This is a genomic window from Microbacterium sp. FW305-3-2-15-F-LB2 (assembly GCF_058787255.1).
On sequence record NZ_JBYSZO010000001.1, the window covers coordinates 1,437,615 to 1,455,102 of the forward strand.

A 17,488-nucleotide genomic window follows, 5' to 3' on the forward strand; every position below is an offset into this window, starting at 1 on the left:
TCGATAGCGTGGGTGGATGCATTCTGACTCGGTGACCGTTCGCGCCGACATCGATGCACCCGTGGAGGTTGCCTGGCGAGTCTTGACCGTAGAACGGGACTCGTGGTGGCCCGAGATGCGGTTCACCGCAGCCGTCGGAGCCTCGCTCAGCGAAACCTGGACGGAGGATGGGCACCGGATGAGCGCGACCGGCACGGTTACCCGCTGCCTGCCACCGCACGGTCTCGCATTCCGGTGGATCGAGCCGCGGTGGAGTCTGCCTCTCGACGTGGACATCCGCCTCGCCCGGCGGTCGGGGGCCACGTCGGTCACGCTCGTCGAATCCGGGTTCGTCCGCGCGACGAGTTCGCCAACGTTGCCCGCGGAGCACGAAGACGGGTGGATGTACCACCTGGAGCGGTGGAAGCGCGCGAGCGAGCGGGCCGTGAACGACGACCGCGTACGGTGACCGCTCCAGCCCTTCCCGCGGCGATCTAAAACGGTGGCGGATCTGCGTCGATGTGGGCGCCGAGCGGGCTGGTCCAGACGAGGGCGCCGGTGTCGGGGTCGCGACCGGCGGCCCAACGGGTCTCGTGGCGGAGGCGGTGATGGTGGCGGCATTCGGGATCGAGGTTGTCGTCGTCGGTGGCACCGCCCTCGCTCCACGCGCGGAGATGGTCGAGGTCGCAGTCTCGTGTCGGCCGGCCGCATCCGGGGAACGCGCAGGTCGGCGACGTGATGCCGAGCCACCGTCGCAGGGCCGTGGGCACCCGGTACGTCGTGCGGTCGAGAGCGAGGGGAGCCCCGGTGACGGGGTGGGTGAGCACGCGGACCCACGACGTCGCCTCTCCGGCGAGCCGCCGTGCCGTGTCGAGGTCGATCGGCCCGTAGCCCTCGAGAGTCGGCGGGGTGTCGTCCGCGCCGAGCAGGGTGAGAGCCGGGATCGTGACGACGACACCGGGACGAGAGACGGGTCCGCTGCGGCGTGCGCGGGCGGGGCCGGCGGGGGTTGCCGCGGCATCGACCCCAGCCCCCGCTCCGGTGAGCAGATCGGCCAAGGCGTCGGCGCGGAGCTGCGCGAGCGTGCGCTCCTCGTCCTCCGCGGTGGCGAGGTGGCGCGCGGCCCGGTCGAGGTGGGTCATTGCGGCGGCGGCGCGATCAACGGGGAGGAACGCGGTGAGCGTTGCCATGCCATCGAGCTCGGCAGTCATCCAGACGCCCCGGTCTTCGCGGGCGCGCTCGTGGCGAGTCTGGAGGGATTCGGCGTGCACGCGCTCGCGCAGAGCCCGCGCCGACGTTGCGAAGCGGGCAGGGGAGAGCCGGAGCGCCCGGTCGCGCGCGCCCGTGTCAAACGCCGCCCACGATGCGGGGTCTGCGGGGAGGCTCACGGAGAGCCGCGCGGTCTCGATCGCGTGACGTTCCGACACGAGCCCCTCGGCGAACGCTCCCCAGACCCTCGGGCAGCGTTCGCCAAGGATCGCAGCGTGGGCCGCGCGGGTGCGTACCGTCTGCTCCGCGAGTCGCAGACGGACCGCGATCTCGGCCACCGCGGCGCGTTCGGCCATGTCGAGCCGGTCGCGTCGGACGGCGGCGGCGGAGCGCCCGCGAGGGTCGCGCCAGAGGCCGTTCAGCGTGGGGTCGGGGCCGACCCAGGGATCGGGGTCATTGAGGGCGTCCTGGAGCACGCGTCGGATCAGGTCGTACTCCGCAGCCGTCGCGCGGTGCCGGGCGGTCGCCGACTCTTCGAGACGGTCGATGAGCAGCGCCCGGGATGTGGAGAAAGCGCCGTCGTCGTCGTCGTCTTCGTCGACCAGACCGAGGGCGATCGCCCACGCGGAGTCCGCGTCGGCTTGCAGGATGTCGTCGCCCGGCCGAGGCACCCCCGCCCACGCGTCGGCCGCGGGCGACCGATCGTGTGCGGGTGCGGGTAACTCCATGATCGAACGCTACCGAGGGCCTCCGACATCGCAGCCCGACGTCGCGGTTCAGCGGATCGGCCACGCCCCGTCGAGCGGGGGAGCCTCGGCATCCAACCGTCCGATCTTCACGAAGTACTCCGTGAGGCTCGCCGCCTGCGCCCGCGCCCACGCGATCTGTCGCGTGTGCAGTTCGTCGAGAGTCGGCGGCAGCCACGCGGCGTAGCGCTCGGCGAGGGCGAGGGCGAGGCGTCCCGCGGCGACGGCGTCGGCGCAGGCTTCGTGCGCGGACTCGAGCGGCACGGCGTAGTGTGCGGCGACGTGTGTGAGCGTGCGCTTGCCGCGCCGGTAGCGGTCGTAGGTCTTGTCGACGACGAGCGGGTCGATCACCGGTGACGGAGCATCGATCGGCAGGATGCCGTGGCGTAGGGCCTCGTACTTCAGCAGCGAGAAGTCGAACGGAGCGTTGTACGCCACGACGGGGATCCCGGCGTCGAACAAGGCCCGCAGCGCCTCGACGACCTCGGACACGACGGAAGCGGCCGGCGCCCCTTCGGCGCGGGCCTGAGCGGTGGTCACGCCGTGGATCGCGGCGGCGCCCGCGGGGATCTCGACGCCGGGGTCGGCGAGCCAGTCACGGGCGTCGATGATGTGGCCGTCGGCGTCGAGCACGCCCACGTGCGCGGTCACGATCCGATCGTTCCTGACGTCGACGCCGGTGGTCTCGAGGTCGAACACGCCGACGACGCGCGCCCACTCCGGGGTCTGGAACAAGGGGAGCGGCTCGGCCTGCCACGTGGTCATGCGCTCACGCTAGGGCGGGGTTCCGACACGGCGCGCGAGGCGCTCCGCAACGGCCCCCACGCCGGACCTCCCGCGCCCCCGGCCCGGCGTCCCCGGGACGGAAGACCACGCCCACGCCGGACCGCCCGCGCCCCGCCCCGACGCCCCGGAGCGCGCACCCCACCTCGTAGAATCGACGGATGCCGAACCCCTACGCCCCGCTCCTGGCCGAGATCGCGGTCGAGCGGCGGACGGCCGAGATCCTCGGCGGGACGACGGCGTACTGGACCTACGGCGACGAGGACGCCGCGACGACGATCGTGGCGGTGCACGGCTTCCGCGGCGAGCACCACGGGCTCGAGCCGGTCGTGGCGCACCTGCCCGGCATCCGGGTCATCTCGCCCGATCTGCCGGGTTTCGGCGAGACCGCTCCGTTGCCGGGACGCACGCACGACCTCGACGCGTACGCGGACTGGTTGCGCGCGTTCGTGGAGTCGGTGGCGCCGGGGGCGATCGTCCTCGGTCACTCGTTCGGCTCGATCGTCGCCTCCGCGGCGGTCGCCGGCGGTCTCGCGACGCCGCGGCTCATCCTGGTGAACCCGATTGGCGCTCCGGCGCTCGAGGGGCCCCGTGGGCTGCTCACGCGCCTCGCGGTGTTCTACTACCTCGCCGGCGCGCGTCTTCCGCGCGCGCTGGGGGATGCGCTGCTGCGCAACGGTGTCATCGTCCGGGTCATGAGCATCGCGATGGCCAAGACCCGCGAGCCCGATCTGCGCCGGTTCATCCACGAGCAGCACGACGCGTACTTCTCGCGTTTCGCCGACCGCGACGTCCTGCACGACGCGTTCGTCACGAGCGTGTCGCACGACGTGCGCGAGTTCGCTCCGCGCATAGCGCAGCCGACCCTCCTCGTCGCCGCCGAGAAGGACGACATCACCCCCATCGAGGCCGAACGCCACCTCGCAACCCTGTTCCCGGATGCCGAGCTGGTCGAGATCCCGGCCGTCGGTCATCTGATCCACTACGAGACCCCGGCCGTCGCGGCATCCGCGATCCGCGGGTTCCTCGGAACCGAGGATTCTCAGGCCGGCTGATCCGCCTTGCGGCGCCGGTAGGCGTTGACGTTCATGCGATTGCCGCAGTTGCCCGAATCGCAGTACCGCTTCGAGCCGTTCTTCGAGAAGTCGACGTACACGCCGCGGCAGTCGTCGGCATCGCACACGCGAACGCGCGCGTACTCGTCGGCGCGGATGACGTCGACGAACGCCATCGCCGCCTCGACGAGGATGCGCTGAGCGAGCGCGTCCGAGGGGTCGGACGCGTGGATGTGCCAGTCGAATCCGTCGTGGCGCACGAGCTGCGGGAGGGCGCGGCCGTCGCGGAGCATCGCGTTCACGAGGGGGACGCCCCCGTCGCGGTCGACCGTCCACAGCTCGTAGATCCGGTTGCGGATGCCGCGGACCGCGGCGAGCTCGCGATCGTCGTGCGTGCGCGAGCCCGTGTAGCCGTGCCGGGTGGCGAAGTCCTCCAGCTGCTCGGGCGAGACGAGCGTGTCTTCGCCCGCGGTGTCGGTGTGGGGGAGCGTGTTGACCAGCTCGACCGTGGCGCGAAGGACGAGTTCGGTGTCACGGATGAAGACCATGTTGACTCCTGACAGGCGAAGGCTCTACTGTCACGAGTGTAAACGTATTTGACTCCTGACAGCGGGCTTTGCATGACCACTTCCTCCGTCGCCCTCCCTCGCCCGACCCACCGCGGGTCAGGCGCCGTCACCGGCCTCGCGATCGCCGTCGCGTCCGCCCTGGCGTTCTCCTCCAGCGGCCCCTTCGTCAAGCCGCTGCTGGAGGGCGGGTGGTCGCTCGGCGCCGTCCTGCTCGTGCGGATGGCCCTGGCATCCCTGATCCTGTCGCCGGCCCTCATCCGCGCGATCCGCCGTCAGCGCGGGTTCCTGCGCCGCCACGGGCTGATCATCGTCTCGTTCGGTTTGACGGCCGTGGCCGGATGCCAGGTGTTCTACTTCGCCGCGCTTCAGCGGATGCCGGTCGCCGTCGCGCTGCTGATCCAGTACATCGCGCCGGTTCTGCTCGTGGTGGCGGTGTGGGTGCGGACGCGCCGGGCGCCGTCCAGGCTCGTCATCATCGGTTCCGTCGTGGCGATGGCGGGTCTCGTGCTGGTCGTGGACATCAGCGGGGCGCGCTTCGATCTGCTGGGAACGCTCTTCGCCCTGTGCGCCGCGGTGTGTGCGGCGGCGTACTTCGTCATCGCGGCACGCGCCGGCGATGAGCTTCCGCCTCTCGCGCTCGCGGCCGGTGGTCTGCTCACCGGCACCCTCGTCATGGCCGTCCTGGTGGCCACCGGGGTGCTCCCCTTCGCCGCTCCCGCGATCACGGTGCAGGTGCTGGGGCTCGAGGTGCCCGGCATCCTGCCCCTGCTGTGGGTCGGCGCCGTCGCGACGACCCTCGGGTACGCGCTCGGCGTGATCGCCGTGCCGCTCATCGGTTCGCGCGTTGCGTCGTTCGTGGGGCTCAGCGAGGTGCTCTTCGCGCTCGGTTTCGCGTGGCTCCTGCTCGGCGAGACGCCGGCGCCCGTGCAGTTCATCGGGGGAGCGGTGCTCCTCGCGGGAGTGGTGCTCGTGCGGCTGGATGCCAGTGACCCGGTCGAGCAGCGGACCGAGACCGCGAGCATTCCGGTGGTGCCGTCGCCCTAGGTCGCTCGTTGCGCACGGACCCGTGGGCGGTGCGCGGTCGACCAGCGGGCGCCCGGCTCAGAGCTGCTCGCGCGCCAAGTCCATCAGCGGGCTCACGCGGTAGCCGATGACCTCGCCCATCACGAGAGATGTCTCGGTGCGTTCCACGCCCTCGATCGAGAGGATGCGCGCGTCCGTGTCGAACAGGTGCTGGGTGTCGCGACAGGCGACGCGCACGAGGAGGTCGACTTGGCCGCTCAATCCGTGGGCCTGCAGCACCTCGGGCACCCGGGCGAGAGCCTCACGGATCGTCGGCAGCTCGGCCTGGCGCACCGTCACCTGCAGGAACGCCTCGATGGGGAACCCCAACGCCTCGGCCGACAGCGTGCGCTCGTACGAGAGGAAGACCCCGCCCTTCTCCAGGCGGCTCATGCGCGCCTGGACCGTGTTGCGGGAGAGCCCCAACTTTTCAGCGAGCGCAACCACCGTCGCACGCGGTTCGTGGGACAGGGCGCGGAGGAGGTCGAGGTCGACCGCGTCGAGCTTGGTCATGCTTCGGAACATTAGCAGGATGCCGAGCTCTCACGATGTGCACAATGCTGAATCAGCGTGGCAGGCGTTGAGCGCCCTGCGTGCCGAGCGTGCTTCGCGCGTCGGAATCCCGCCGCGATGCGCGGGTCCGGGGCCCGATGCTCAGTTCGCGACGCCGGCGTAGGCCAGCATCTCCCACTCTTCGCCGTCGAGGCGGAACACGGTCGCGGAGCAGTTCGGGAGCCGTTCGCCCACGCGGGGGAACTCGCCGTCGGTGGCATGCATGATGACCTCGCGGATCAACGCGCCGTGCGCGACCGCGATGACATCCACGCCCTCCGGCGTTTCGGCGACGACCTCGGCGATCGCGGCGAGGGCGCGCTCGCGCACGACCGGCCACGCCTCGGCGCCGGGAACCTGGGCCGCGTGCCACGGTCCGTACGCGTCGGAGAACGTGGCGGCATCCATGCCCTCGGCGTCGCCGTACGAACGCTCGCGCAGGCCCGGGAGTCGGCGGGTGACGATCGTGCCGAGCGCGTCCGCGATCGTGTCGGCGGTCTCGGCGGCCCGGGAGAGGTCGCTCGAGACGACGACGACGTCGCGTCCGGCGAGGTCGGCGGCGAGCGTCGCGGCGACCTCACGGGCCTGCGCGCGGCCCGTGTCGTTCAGGGGGATGTCGGTCGAGCCCTGGACGCGGCCACGGGCGTTCCAGTCGGTCTCGCCGTGGCGCACGAGGGTGAGGATCGTCACGCTTCGAGCCTACCCGCGGGCGTCGGAGCGGGGCGCCGCCCGGTGCGAGGCAGCGCCGCCGCGCGTTCCGGCGCGACCGCGTGCACGTCGCGCGGAGAGCGGCCGCTCCGCCCGCCTTACCGCAGCTCCGGCAACCGCTCCGCGAAGGTCGTCAGCACGTCGCTCGTGCCGGCGTCGATCTTGACGGCCGCGCGCTGGTCGGCGCGGGTCGCACCGCGGTTGATGATGACGACGGGGAGCCGTCGACGGCGAGCCCGCTCGACGAGACGGATACCGGAATTCACGACGAGGGACGAACCCGCCACCACGAGCGCATCGCTCGCGTGCACCAGTTGTTCGGCTTCGCGGAACTTCTCGACCGGGATGTACTCGCCGAAGAAGACGACATCGGGTTTGAGAGTGCCTCCGCAGACGGTGCACACCGGGACGATGAAGCCCTCCGCCGAGGCCGGCGTGACGTCGCCGTCGGGCCCGAGCTCGACGTTCGCGGGCACGGTGATCCAGGGGTTGTCGGCCTCGACGCGCGCCGCGAGGTCGCGACGGTCGAACACCTGCCCGCAGTGCAGGCACCCGACACGGCGCATCGTGCCGTGCAGCTCGACGACGCGGTGGCTTCCGGCGCGCACGTGGAGGCCGTCGACGTTCTGCGTGATGACCCCGTTGGAGACGCCGGCGTTCTCGAGCGCTGCGAGGGCGCGATGCCCGTCGTTCGGCTCGGCTGCCGCGAACGCCTTCCACCCGAGATGGCTGCCGACCCAGTACCGCCGGCGTGCGTCGGCGTTCGCCAGGAACTGCTGTGCCGTCATCGGGGTGCGTGTCGGTGCCCCTTTGCCGCGGTAGTCGGGGATCCCGGAATCGGTCGACACCCCGGCGCCCGTCAGGACGGCGATGCGGCGACCGGCAAGCACTTCGACGGCTCGATCGATGGATGCCACCGTCTCGGCATCCCTCGTCGTGTCCGTCATGCCCACCTCCGTCGTGTCGAGTCTAGGACCGCCCGCGAACGCCGTCGTCCGGGGCGGTTCGAGCCGCGCGGGGCGCGGGACGATCCTGGCCCTGGCAGAGTGGGACGATGCCCGTGACCCCGATCGACTCTGCGACCGACTCGCGGCTCGCCGATTATCGCGACCTGACGGACGTGTCGCTGCGGCGCGTCAGCGAACCCGCGGGGGGCCTGTACATCGCGGAGTCGTCCAAGGTGCTGGACCGTGCGCTCCGCGCCGGACACCGCCCGCGCTCCGTGCTCGTGCAGGAGAAGTTCCTCGACGACGCCCTCGCCCTCGTCGGACCGGATGCCGAGGTCTACGTCGTCCCGGCCGAGGTGGCCGAGCGCGTCACCGGGTACACCGTGCACCGCGGGCTGCTGGCATCCATGCATCGCCCCGTCCTCGGGTCCGTCGCCGACGTCGTCGCGGGCGCCCGGCTCGTCGTGGTGCTCGAGGACATCGTCGATCACACCAACGTCGGGGCGGCGTTCCGGTCGGCGGCCGCCCTGGGCGCGGACGCGGTGCTCGTGACCCCGCGCTGCGCGGACCCGCTGTACCGCCGGAGCGTCCGGGTCAGCATGGGGACCGTGTTCCAGGTGCCGTGGACGCGGCTGCCGGAGTGGCCCGAGGCGAAGCCGCTGCTGCAGGACGCGGGGCTGCACCTCGCGGCCCTCGCGCTCGCCGACGACGCCGTTCCGCTCGACGCGTTCGCCTCGGCCGGGCACGAGCGCGTCGCGCTACTGCTCGGTGCCGAGGGCGACGGCCTCAGCCGTGGTGCGTTGCAGGCCGCCGACACGGTCGTCACGATCCCGATGGCCGGGGGAGTGGACTCGCTCAACGTCGCCGCGGCGAGCGCGGTCGCGCTCTGGGAGCTCGGCCGCGCGCTGCGCTGACCTCAGACCTGCGTCTCGCGTGAGGCCGCGGCATCCCGGCCCGGGGCGAGCGTCGTCACCGGCAGCGGCTCGGGGCGCTTGGGCAGGATGTCGTCGCCCGACGACTGGTGGCGCAGACGCCGCAGCACCCACGGCATGAGGTACGACCGCGCCCACACGAGGTCTTTCTCGCGTGCGGCGCGCCAGGTCGTGGCGGTCAGTGCCTCGGGCTGCATCGGCTGCAGGTCGTTGGGCACGTTGAGCGCGCGCAGCACCATGCGCGCCACCTCGTGATGACCGAGGGAGTTGTAGTGCAGTCGGTCGTCGTCGAAGAAGCGCATGTCCTGGACCTCTTTCAGGCCCCACTGGTTGGCGACGATGCAGTCGTAGCGATCGGCGATGGAACGGATGTTCTCGTTGTAGATCGCGACCTTGCCCCGGATGCCACGGAACACCGGCGTGAACTCGGTGTCGATCCCGGTGAACACGACGAGTGTCGCGCCGTCGCTGCGCAGCCGGACGACCGCGTCCTCGAACTGCTGCGAGACGAGGTCGGGGTCGGTGCCGGGGCGGATGACGTCATTCCCTCCGGCGGAGAACGTGATGAGATCCGGCTTCAGAGCGAGCGCCGGTTCGATCTGGTCGGCGACGATCTGACCGATGAGCTTCCCGCGCACCGCGAGGTTGGCGTACGCGAAGTCGTCGACCTGGGATGCCAGCACCTCGGCGACGCGGTCGGCCCACCCGCGGTGACCGCCGTCGGGCAGCGGGTCGCCGATGCCTTCGGTGAACGAGTCGCCGAGGGCGACGAACCGGCGCCAGGGGTGCGGGCCGGGGTTGTCGGACGGAGACGGGGTGGCGGGCGAGTGCGCATCGAGTGTCATCGAAACCTCCGACCCCAGGCTAACCCCGGCCTCCGACAGGACAAGGGTCCTGCTGCTCCCCCTCTCCCGGGCGCTGGGCCGACCCCCTCGATAAACGCTCCGGCTGGGCAGAAACGCCGCGCCGGAGCGTTTCTGCCAACGTAGAGCGTTTATCGCTGATGGGGTCGCGGAACCGTCCCCAGGCCGGCGCGTGACCCCCGCGCCGTCGCCTATCGTGGATGTTCGCGCTCGCGAGGGATGGAGGTTCGATGCTGGAAGAAGAAGCCCGCACTCCGGCCCTCTCGCACACCGCCGACGCCACCGCCCCCGAGCTCTCCTTCGACGAGGCGCCGGAGGGTGGCGACGAGCATCACTTCGGCTCCTTCGCCGCCGAGCACCTCTCGCCCTCGTTCCCGCAGCGCGCCCCGTGGGGAACCGCCCAGCGCCTGCGCGCGTGGCAGGCCGAGGCGCTGGACCAGTACTTCGGCTCCGACGGTCCCGACGGCGTCGGCAAGGGCCCGCGCGACTTCCTCGCCGCCGCCACCCCCGGCGCCGGTAAGACCACGTTCGCCCTGCGCCTCGCGTCCGAACTCATGCGCCGCCGCGTCGTCGATCGCATCGTCGTCGTGGCCCCCACCGAGCACCTCAAGACCCAGTGGGCCGAGGCGGGAGCGCGCGTCGGCATCCGTCTCGATCCGTACTTCTCCAACCGGCACGCCACCCCCTCGCGGCAGTATCACGGCGTCGCGGTCACGTACGCGCAGGTCGCGGTCAAGGCCGAGGTCCACCAGCGCCTGACGATGGATGCCAGAACCCTGGTGATCCTCGACGAGGTACACCACGGCGGCGACGCCCTCAGCTGGGGCGACGCGCTCCGCGAGGCGTACGGGCGGGCGACCCGGCGTCTCCTGCTGTCGGGGACGCCGTTCCGCAGCGACACCGCGCCGATCCCGTTCGTGGAGTACCACCCGAACGACAAGGGCATCCGCCTCTCGCGCACCGACTACGCCTACGGCTATCGTCGCGCGCTCGACGACGGGGTCGTGCGCCCCGTCTTCTTCCTCGTCTACGCCGGGCAGATGCGCTGGCGCACCAAAGCGGGCGAAGAGATGGAGGCGCAGCTCGGGCAGGACAACACCAAGGACATCACCTCGCAGGCCTGGCGCACCGCGCTCGACCCCAACGGCGACTGGATCCCCGCGGTGCTGCGCTCGGCCGACCGGCGCCTGACAGAGGTGCGAGAAACGGTCCCGGATGCCGGCGGCCTCGTCATCGCCACCGACCAGACCGCCGCGCGCGCCTACGCCACGATCCTCGAGGACATCAGCGGCGAGAAGGTCACCGTCGTCCTTTCCGACGAGGCCGAGGCCTCGGGCCGCATCGAGACGTTCTCGAAGGGCACGAGCCGCTGGATGGTCGCGGTCCGCATGGTGTCCGAGGGCGTCGACGTCCCGCGCCTCGCCGTCGGCGTGTACGCCACGAGCGCCTCCACGCCGCTCTTCTTCGCGCAGGCCATCGGCCGCTTCGTCCGCGCCCGTCGGCGAGGAGAGACCGCGAGCGTCTTCCTCCCCAACGTGCCGCAGCTCCTGGCGCTCGCCGGAGAGATGGAGGCCCAGCGCGACCACGCCCTCGACCGCGACAGCGACGCGGACGACCAGTGGAACGCCGAAGAAGACATGATGGATGCCGCCGAGCGCGAGGACAAAGCCTCCGACGCGCTCGAGCAGGAGTTCGAGTATCAGGCCCTCGGCTCGCTCGCCCACTTCGACCGCGTGCTGTTCGACGGGCAGGAGTTCGGCCAGCTCGCCGTCCCCGGCACGGTCGAGGAGGAGGAGTTCCTCGGCATCCCGGGGCTCCTCGAACCCGAGCAGGTGCACGAGGTGCTCATGACGCGCGCGTCCCGTCAGTCGCGGCACCGCTCCTCGCGCGAGGCGAAGGAGAAGGCCAGCGGCCAGGAGCCGCCCAGCGTCGACGAGGGCGGCCTGCCGCAGCCGCTGCACCGCACCCTCAAAGAGCAGCGGCAGCTCCTCAACAGCCTCGTCGGGCTCTACGCCCGGCAGACGGGCGAAGCGCACGGTCTCGTGCACGCCGAGCTCCGCCGCATCTGCGGCGGCCCCGCCGTTTCGCACGCCACCGTCGCGCAGCTGCAGGCCCGCATCGAGGTGCTGCGCAAGCGCGTCCGTTCCTGAGCCTCATTCGGGACGGTTTCGCGGGCCCGAAATGCTGGCACCGGGGTAGTGGCATCCGCGTCTTTTCGGGCTTCGGAGACCCGAAATGCTGTCAGTCTCCGCCCGCGCGCCCGGGGAGGGAATCCCTCCCTCTAACGTGGGGGCGACCCGAAGGAGAACCGTGACGATCGCCGCCACACCCACCGCCCGCGACCGCCGCCGCTGGGCGCGCTACCTCGTCGACGAGCGCGCCGAGGCCCGCGTGTACCGCGACCTCGCGAGCCGACGCGCCGGCGAGGAACGTGAGATCCTGCTCGCGCTCGCCGAGGCCGAGGGTCGCCACGAGCAGCACTGGCTCGACCTGCTCGGCGACACGCCGCAGCGACTTCCCCGACCCGGTCTGGGCACCACGCTGTTGGCCTGGATGGCACGTCGGTTCGGCTCGATCTTCGTCCTCGCGCTGGCCCAGAACGCCGAAGCCCGCTCGCCGTATGCCGACGAGCCCTACGCCACCGCGCAGATGGCCGCCGACGAGCAGGTGCACCACGAGGTCGTGCGCGGTCTCGCCGCCCGCGGACGCCGCCGCCTGTCGGGTACGTTCCGTGCCGCGGTGTTCGGCGCGAACGACGGACTGGTGTCGAACCTCGCGCTCGTGATGGGCGTCGGTGCCACGGGCGTCGCGCCGAGCTTCGTGCTCTTCAGCGGCATCGCCGGTCTTCTCGCCGGCGCCCTGTCGATGGGGGCGGGGGAGTTCGTCTCGGTCCGGTCGCAGCGCGAGCTGCTCGAGGCGACCGAGGAGAACGACTTCGCCGATGCCGCGCTCCCTCACCTCGACCTGGATGCCAACGAGCTCGCGCTCGTCTATCGCACCCGCGGGATGGATGCCGACGAGGCCCTCGTGAAGGCGCGCGATGTCGTGTCCGCGGCCCAGGCGGGCACCGCTCCGGTCGCCGCGGCGCCGGGGGAGTCCTCGCACGAGGTCGTCGGGAGCGCCTGGGGCGCGGCGCTGTCGAGCTTCCTGTTCTTCGCCTCCGGCGCGATCATCCCGGTCCTGCCGTGGATCTTCGGTCTGAGCGGCGTCGGCGCCGTGGCCGTGGCGCTGGCGCTCGTGGGCATCGCTCTGCTGGGAACGGGCGCGATGGTCGGCCTGCTCTCCGGCGCCTCGCCCCTCAAGCGCGGGCTGCGCCAGCTCGCGATCGGTTTCGGCGCCGCCGCCGTGACGTACGTCCTGGGCCTGCTGTTCGGGGTGTCGGCGGCCTGAGTCTGCGGCCTGAGTCTGCGGCATCCATCGATAAACGCGATTTGTGCCGAGAAACGCGCTCTCGCGGCATGTTTCGCCGCAGATCGCGTTTATCGCGTGGGCTGGGGCGCGCGGCGGGGGGGGGGGGGGGGGGGGGGGGGCGGGACGCGGCGGGGTCAGCCGCGGCTCGCGTGTACGCGCGCGGCTTCGCGCACGGCGCTGATGTTCTTGCGACCGGCGCGGGAGCCGGCGAGCTTCGCGGTGATGTGCTGCGCGACCGTCACCGGCTCGTACAGTGCGGGGAACTCGGCGGTCGCGAAGTGGGGGAGCACCCCCACCACCGCATCGGCGTTGCCGTCGTGGAAGAAGGCCGCCGACCGGCGTCGCTCGATCGTCCCGTCGATCACGGGCGGCTTGACCCGGTGCAGCGTCGAAAGCCACTTGTCGTTCGTGAGCCGCGCGGCGACGTCTCCGATGTTCACCAGCAGCGCCCCGTCCGCGGGCATGACGTCGTTCCACGATCCGTCCAGCCCCAGCACCTGGAGCCCCGCCACCTGGTCGGCCCACAGCACGGTGACCAGGCCGAAGTCGGTGTGCTCGCCCATGCCTGTCAGCTCGGCGCCGAGCTCGATCGACCCCGGCGGCAGCGCGTAGTTGTTCATCCGCAGCACGTCGATCGAGTGGTCGGTGAGCGAATCGAAGTAATCGTCGGGCACGCGCAGGGCCGCGGCGAAGATCTGCGTCAGGGTGTGAGCGACCCGCCGTGCCTCGCCGAAGTAGGTCTCGACCGCCCCGCGGAACACCGGGGCTGCGTCGGGCCAGGTGTTCTCGGCGTAGTCCGCGGCCGTCGCCGTCGTCCCGGGATACTCCCGCCACGACGTCCCGACGTTGAACGCCTCGAAGAAGTCGTTCATGCGGGTCACCGGGTCGACCCCCAGGCTGTAGCTCAGCGACTCGCTCTTGGGCGGCGTGTAGCCGCGGTTCTCAGACGAAGGTCGCACGTACTGCTTCTTGGCCTCCAGGGGCAGTGCGAAGAACTCGTCGATCCCGGCTTCGAGGTCGTCGACGACGACATTCGGGATGCCGTGACCCACGATCTGCATGAACCCGACGGTGCGGCAGGCGTGGTCGACGGCCGCGACGACGGCGGCGCGGGCGGCTTCGGGACCGGGGGCGACCCAGGGCGAGATGTCGATCGTGGGAACGTGGAACCGGTACATGTGGCATCCATCCTTCCGGGATGCCTCGACGCTAGAGCCGTGATGTCACATCGGCGTTTCGCCGGCGTCACGGTGGTGCGCAGCACTGGAAAAGAAGAAGGCCCCGGACGAATCCGGGGCCTTCTTCTCTTTGTGCGCGAGGGGGGACTTGAACCCCCACGCCCTATACGGGCACTAGCACCTCAAGCTAGCGCGTCTACCTATTCCGCCACCCGCGCATTTGGGTGTCTGTCGCTTTCGCAACGAAGAACGACATTACCACGCCAGGAGGACAGCCTACGAACCAGCGTCGCACCCCGGGCGCGTCCTGAAGTGGCGTGGACGGGGGAGGGGGCACGCGCCCGGTACCGTAGTGCGCATGTCCGAGCACGACGCCGACCCGCCCGAGGTCGCCCGCGTGGCCGCCGACCTCATCCGCTTCGACACCACGAACTTCGGTGGCGGCAGGTCCCGCGGCGAGCGCGAGGCCGCGGAGTACGTCGGCGCCTCCCTCGAAGCCCTCGGCCTCGACGTCGACTACTACGAGCCGATCGACCGCCGCACCAATGTCTGTGCGCGCGTGCCCGGGCGAAACCCCGACAAGCCGGCACTCATCCTCCACGGGCACCTCGACGTCGTCCCCGCGGTCGCGGAGGACTGGAGCGTCGACCCGTTCGCGGGCGAGATCCGCGACGGCATCCTGTGGGGCCGCGGGGCGGTCGACATGAAGGACATGGATGCCATGATCCTCACCGCCGTGGCCGACGTCCTGCGCGCGGGGGAGCAGCCCGAGCGCGACATCATCGTGACGTTCTTCGCGGACGAGGAGAACGGCGGCGTCGAGGGCTCGGCGCTCGTCGTCCGCGACCGTCCCGAGTGGTTCGCGGGGGCGACCGAGGCGATCAGCGAGGTGGGCGGGTACTCGATCACGGTCGACGACCGACGCGCGTACCTCCTGCAGGTGGGCGAGAAGGCGCTGCTGTGGATCAGGCTCGTGGCTCGCGGCCGCGCCGGTCACGGCAGCGCCCTGCACCCCGACAACGCCGTCACCGCCGTGGCCGAAGCCGTCGCCGCGCTCGGTCGCACGCGCTGGCCGGTCCGCCTCACCGACACCACGACGCAGCTCCTCGCCGGCCTCGCCGAGCTCACGGGCGACGACGCGGGCGACCCCGACGCGCTGGCGCAGCGCACGGGCGCCGCATCCGGCTTCCTCCGTTCGACGCTTCGCACGACGACGAACCCGACGGGGCTCACCGCCGGCTACAAGCACAACGTCATCCCCGACCGGGCGGAGGCGCTCATCGACGTGCGCGTCCTCCCCGGCACCGAAGAGGCGGCGCTGGCCGACATCCGCCGCATCGTCGGGCCCGCCATCGAGGTCGAGATCGTCCACCAGGACATCGGCCTGGAGGTCCCGTTCTCGGGTGACCTCGTGGATGCCATGGTCGGACAGCTGTCGCGGCACGACCCGGGCGTGCCGGTCATCCCGTACCTCATGGGCGGCGGCACCGACAACAAGGCTCTCGCCTCCCTCGGAATCTCCGGTTACGGGTTCGCGCCGTTGCGACTCCCGTCCGATCTCGACTTCACCGGGATGTTCCACGGTGTGGATGAGCGCGTCCCCGTGGACGCGCTCGAGTTCGGTCGTCGAGTTCTCGCCGACCTCATCCGGACGTACTGAAGGACTCCATGCACATTTTCGAGGTCATCATCCTCGGGCTCGTCCAGGGCCTGACCGAGTTCCTCCCGATCTCCTCCAGCGCGCATCTGCGCATCGTCGGCGAGTTCCTGCCGTCGCAGACCGATCCTGGCGCCACGTTCACCGCGATCACCCAGATCGGCACGGAACTGGCGGTGGTGATCTACTTCCGCAAGAAGATCGGCCGCGTCATCTCGCGATGGTTCCAGTCGCTCACCGGCAAGGTGCCACGCAACGACCCCGACGCGCGGATGGGGTGGCTGATCATCATCGGAACCATCCCGATCGCGGTGCTCGGCGTGCTGCTGCAGAGCCTCATCCGCGACAACTTCCGGAGCCTGTGGATCACCGCGATCGTGCTGATCGTCTTCGGCGTCCTGCTCGGCCTCGCCGATCACTACGGCAAGCGACGCTACGAGCTCGATGACCTGACGTACCCGCACGGCTTCGCCTACGGCTTCGCCCAGGCCCTCGCCCTCGTGCCGGGCGTGTCACGCTCGGGAGCGACCACGACCCTCGGCCGCGCGCTCGGCTACAAGCGCACCGCGGTGGCCGAGTACTCGTTCCTGCTCGCCGTGCCCGCGGTGTTCGCGAGCGGGTTCTTCGAGCTGTACAAGAGTTTCGACGAGGGCACCGGCCCGTACACGCTCGGCGAGACGGGCATCGCGACCGTCATCGCCTTCGTCGCGGGCTACCTCGTGATCGCGTTCCTCATGCAGTACCTCAAGCGCGGCAGCTTCCTGCCGTTCGTGATCTACCGCGTCGTGCTGGGCGTCATCGTCATCGTCCTGCTGCTGACCGGGGTCGTGCCGGCGGAGTCGGCGATCATCGCCGGATAGTCTCCGACGCGAAGACCGACGGCGCCGCCCCCGATGAGGGACGGCGCCGTCGTCGTTTCCGCTCAGCGGCGAGGCGGCTCGTCGCGTCCGGGCTTGGTCGGGCCGTCGCCGCCCCGCCGGAGGTAGCGCTCGAACTCTTGGGCGATGGCATCCCCCGACGCCTCGGGCGAGTCCCACGTGTCGCGCGTCTGCTCGAGCTGGTGGATGTACTCGCGCATCTCGTCGTCGTCTGCCGCTGCGGCGTCGATCGACGCCTCCCAGGCGACGGCTTCGGCGGCGAGCTCGCCACGGGGCACGGGGATGCCGGAGACCGACTCCAGACGGTCGAGGAGCGCGAGCGTGGCCTTGGGGGACGGCGTGTGGCCCGCGACGTAGTGCGGCACGCTCGCCCATAGGCTGGCGGTAGGGATGCCGGCGCGCTCGGCAGCGTCACCGAGGGCGCTGAGGATGCCGACCGGCCCCTCGTACAGGCTTCGCTCGAGTCCGAGCGACTGGCGCACACCGTCGTTGTCGCTGCCGGCGAAGACGGAGATCGGTCGGGTGTGCGGCACGTCCGACATCATCGAGCCGAGGGCGACGAACCCGGTGACGTCCTCGCGCAGGGCGACGTCGATGAACTCGGCGGCGAACGCCTGCCAGGCGCGCGCGGGCTCCACGCCGACGAGCAGCCAGATCTCGGGGTCATCGGTGCGGCGCGCGGGGCGAAGGAGCGTCGCCTCGGGCCACGTGAGCGTGCGGTGACCCTCGGCATCCACACCGATCTGGGGCCGCGTGTACTGATAGTCGAAGTACAGCTCCGGATCCACGGAATGGACCACCTCGTAGTCGCTGCCCGTCCGCAGCATCGCTGCCGCGGCCGAGGCCGCCTCCCCGGCATCGTTCCAGCCGTCGAAAGCGGCGACGATGATCCGGCGACCCAGTGCGTCCACGCAACCTCCTCTGCCCCTGCGGGGCTGGATATCCAGGATAGGCGCATG

The 17,488-nt window shown here is 71.1% G+C and carries 17 protein-coding genes and 1 tRNA gene; 8 read left to right on the forward strand and 10 right to left on the reverse strand.

Going from position 1 to position 17,488, the window contains the following annotated elements; all coding sequences use genetic code 11:
• The first annotated feature begins 16 nt into the window (after nt 1-16).
• Entirely contained in the window at nt 17-448 is a 432-nt protein-coding gene (locus tag AC3WLZ_RS06985; protein WP_492469558.1) for an SRPBCC family protein, read from the forward strand.
• A 25-nt stretch (nt 449-473) separates the two neighbouring features.
• On the opposite strand, the gene AC3WLZ_RS06990 is transcribed toward AC3WLZ_RS06985, so the two are convergent.
• Both AC3WLZ_RS06990 and AC3WLZ_RS06995 read right to left on the reverse strand, forming a co-directional pair.
• Nucleotides 474-1,916, reverse strand: a complete 1,443-nt coding sequence (locus AC3WLZ_RS06990) for an HNH endonuclease signature motif containing protein (RefSeq protein WP_492469559.1) — start codon at nt 1,914-1,916, stop codon at nt 474-476.
• A 48-nt stretch (nt 1,917-1,964) separates the two neighbouring features.
• Nucleotides 1,965-2,699, reverse strand: a complete 735-nt coding sequence (locus AC3WLZ_RS06995) for an exonuclease domain-containing protein (protein WP_492469560.1) — start codon at nt 2,697-2,699, stop codon at nt 1,965-1,967.
• Between the two features lie 179 nt (nt 2,700-2,878).
• Between AC3WLZ_RS06995 and AC3WLZ_RS07000 the strand changes: the two genes are divergently transcribed.
• Nucleotides 2,879-3,772, forward strand: a complete 894-nt coding sequence (locus tag AC3WLZ_RS07000; protein WP_492469561.1) for an alpha/beta fold hydrolase — start codon at nt 2,879-2,881, stop codon at nt 3,770-3,772.
• Here AC3WLZ_RS07000 and AC3WLZ_RS07005 read toward each other — a convergent pair.
• On the reverse strand, nt 3,760-4,320 hold the full coding sequence (locus AC3WLZ_RS07005) for a CGNR zinc finger domain-containing protein (protein ID WP_492469562.1): 561 nt from the start codon (nt 4,318-4,320) through the stop codon (nt 3,760-3,762). The two genes, AC3WLZ_RS07000 and AC3WLZ_RS07005, sit on opposite strands and share 13 nt — an antisense overlap.
• Before the next feature lie 72 nt (nt 4,321-4,392).
• Here AC3WLZ_RS07005 and AC3WLZ_RS07010 point away from each other — a divergent pair, with 72 nt between their 5' ends.
• Nucleotides 4,393-5,385 carry a DMT family transporter gene (locus AC3WLZ_RS07010; protein WP_492469563.1) on the forward strand — a complete coding sequence of 331 codons (993 nt, stop codon included), beginning with the start codon at nt 4,393-4,395 and terminating at the stop codon, nt 5,383-5,385.
• A 57-nt stretch (nt 5,386-5,442) separates the two neighbouring features.
• On the opposite strand, the gene AC3WLZ_RS07015 is transcribed toward AC3WLZ_RS07010, so the two are convergent.
• The 3 genes from AC3WLZ_RS07015 to AC3WLZ_RS07025 form a co-directional block, all read right to left on the reverse strand.
• A complete protein-coding gene (locus tag AC3WLZ_RS07015) occupies nt 5,443-5,916 on the reverse strand; it encodes an Lrp/AsnC family transcriptional regulator (protein WP_412924373.1) in 474 nt (157 codons plus the stop codon).
• A 141-nt stretch (nt 5,917-6,057) separates the two neighbouring features.
• A complete protein-coding gene (locus AC3WLZ_RS07020; protein ID WP_492469564.1) occupies nt 6,058-6,645 on the reverse strand; it encodes a histidine phosphatase family protein in 588 nt (195 codons plus the stop codon).
• Between the two features lie 116 nt (nt 6,646-6,761).
• On the reverse strand, nt 6,762-7,610 hold the full coding sequence (locus AC3WLZ_RS07025) for a Sir2 family NAD-dependent protein deacetylase (RefSeq protein ID WP_492469565.1): 849 nt from the start codon (nt 7,608-7,610) through the stop codon (nt 6,762-6,764).
• 107 nt (nt 7,611-7,717) lie between these two features.
• Here AC3WLZ_RS07025 and AC3WLZ_RS07030 point away from each other — a divergent pair, with 107 nt between their 5' ends.
• Complete coding sequence (locus tag AC3WLZ_RS07030; RefSeq protein ID WP_492469566.1) at nt 7,718-8,524, forward strand: TrmH family RNA methyltransferase; 807 nt, start codon at nt 7,718-7,720, stop codon at nt 8,522-8,524.
• Between the two features lie 2 nt (nt 8,525-8,526).
• Here the strand turns inward: AC3WLZ_RS07030 and AC3WLZ_RS07035 are convergent, their stop codons facing one another.
• Nucleotides 8,527-9,387 (reverse strand): SGNH/GDSL hydrolase family protein, encoded by an 861-nt coding sequence (locus tag AC3WLZ_RS07035; protein WP_492469567.1) that lies wholly within the window; start codon nt 9,385-9,387, stop codon nt 8,527-8,529.
• Nucleotides 9,388-9,635: 248 nt separating this feature from the next.
• Here AC3WLZ_RS07035 and AC3WLZ_RS07040 point away from each other — a divergent pair, with 248 nt between their 5' ends.
• Complete coding sequence (locus tag AC3WLZ_RS07040; RefSeq protein ID WP_492469568.1) at nt 9,636-11,555, forward strand: DEAD/DEAH box helicase; 1,920 nt, start codon at nt 9,636-9,638, stop codon at nt 11,553-11,555.
• A gap of 160 nt (nt 11,556-11,715) precedes the next feature.
• Nucleotides 11,716-12,795: a VIT1/CCC1 transporter family protein gene (locus AC3WLZ_RS07045; protein WP_492469569.1), complete on the forward strand. Its 1,080-nt coding sequence runs from the start codon at nt 11,716-11,718 to the stop codon at nt 12,793-12,795.
• Between the two features lie 155 nt (nt 12,796-12,950).
• Here AC3WLZ_RS07045 and AC3WLZ_RS07050 read toward each other — a convergent pair whose 3' ends face one another.
• Nucleotides 12,951-13,994, reverse strand: coding sequence for an isopenicillin N synthase family dioxygenase (locus tag AC3WLZ_RS07050; RefSeq protein WP_492469570.1), 1,044 nt, complete (start codon nt 13,992-13,994; stop codon nt 12,951-12,953).
• Nucleotides 13,995-14,127: 133 nt separating this feature from the next.
• A tRNA-Leu gene (locus AC3WLZ_RS07055) sits at nt 14,128-14,212 on the reverse strand.
• A gap of 140 nt (nt 14,213-14,352) precedes the next feature.
• On the opposite strand from AC3WLZ_RS07055, the gene AC3WLZ_RS07060 reads away from it, so the two are divergent.
• Both AC3WLZ_RS07060 and AC3WLZ_RS07065 read left to right on the forward strand, forming a co-directional pair.
• The gene (locus AC3WLZ_RS07060; protein WP_492469571.1) at nt 14,353-15,654 is read left to right on the forward strand and encodes a M20/M25/M40 family metallo-hydrolase; all 1,302 of its coding nucleotides are present in this window, start codon (nt 14,353-14,355) and stop codon (nt 15,652-15,654) included.
• A gap of 8 nt (nt 15,655-15,662) precedes the next feature.
• Entirely contained in the window at nt 15,663-16,511 is an 849-nt protein-coding gene (locus tag AC3WLZ_RS07065; protein WP_412924382.1) for an undecaprenyl-diphosphate phosphatase, read from the forward strand.
• 62 nt (nt 16,512-16,573) lie between these two features.
• Here AC3WLZ_RS07065 and AC3WLZ_RS07070 read toward each other — a convergent pair whose 3' ends face one another.
• A complete protein-coding gene (locus AC3WLZ_RS07070; RefSeq protein WP_412924383.1) occupies nt 16,574-17,440 on the reverse strand; it encodes a PAC2 family protein in 867 nt (288 codons plus the stop codon).
• Between the last annotated feature and the right edge of the window lie 48 nt (nt 17,441-17,488).

Coding starts and splice junctions, on each gene's coding strand:
- AC3WLZ_RS07035 (WP_492469567.1), bottom strand. CDS start 9,387: ATGACACTCGATGCGCACTCGCCCGCCACCCCGTCTCCGTCCGACAAC.
- AC3WLZ_RS07010 (WP_492469563.1), top strand. CDS start 4,393: ATGACCACTTCCTCCGTCGCCCTCCCTCGCCCGACCCACCGCGGGTCA.
- AC3WLZ_RS07015 (WP_412924373.1), bottom strand. CDS start 5,916: ATGACCAAGCTCGACGCGGTCGACCTCGACCTCCTCCGCGCCCTGTCC.
- AC3WLZ_RS06985 (WP_492469558.1), top strand. CDS start 17: ATGCATTCTGACTCGGTGACCGTTCGCGCCGACATCGATGCACCCGTG.
- AC3WLZ_RS06990 (WP_492469559.1), bottom strand. CDS start 1,916: ATGGAGTTACCCGCACCCGCACACGATCGGTCGCCCGCGGCCGACGCG.
- AC3WLZ_RS07030 (WP_492469566.1), top strand. CDS start 7,718: ATGCCCGTGACCCCGATCGACTCTGCGACCGACTCGCGGCTCGCCGAT.
- AC3WLZ_RS07000 (WP_492469561.1), top strand. CDS start 2,879: ATGCCGAACCCCTACGCCCCGCTCCTGGCCGAGATCGCGGTCGAGCGG.
- AC3WLZ_RS07025 (WP_492469565.1), bottom strand. CDS start 7,610: ATGACGGACACGACGAGGGATGCCGAGACGGTGGCATCCATCGATCGA.
- AC3WLZ_RS07005 (WP_492469562.1), bottom strand. CDS start 4,320: ATGGTCTTCATCCGTGACACCGAACTCGTCCTTCGCGCCACGGTCGAG.
- AC3WLZ_RS07040 (WP_492469568.1), top strand. CDS start 9,636: ATGCTGGAAGAAGAAGCCCGCACTCCGGCCCTCTCGCACACCGCCGAC.
- AC3WLZ_RS06995 (WP_492469560.1), bottom strand. CDS start 2,699: ATGACCACGTGGCAGGCCGAGCCGCTCCCCTTGTTCCAGACCCCGGAG.
- AC3WLZ_RS07060 (WP_492469571.1), top strand. CDS start 14,353: ATGTCCGAGCACGACGCCGACCCGCCCGAGGTCGCCCGCGTGGCCGCC.
- AC3WLZ_RS07050 (WP_492469570.1), bottom strand. CDS start 13,994: ATGTACCGGTTCCACGTTCCCACGATCGACATCTCGCCCTGGGTCGCC.
- AC3WLZ_RS07065 (WP_412924382.1), top strand. CDS start 15,663: ATGCACATTTTCGAGGTCATCATCCTCGGGCTCGTCCAGGGCCTGACC.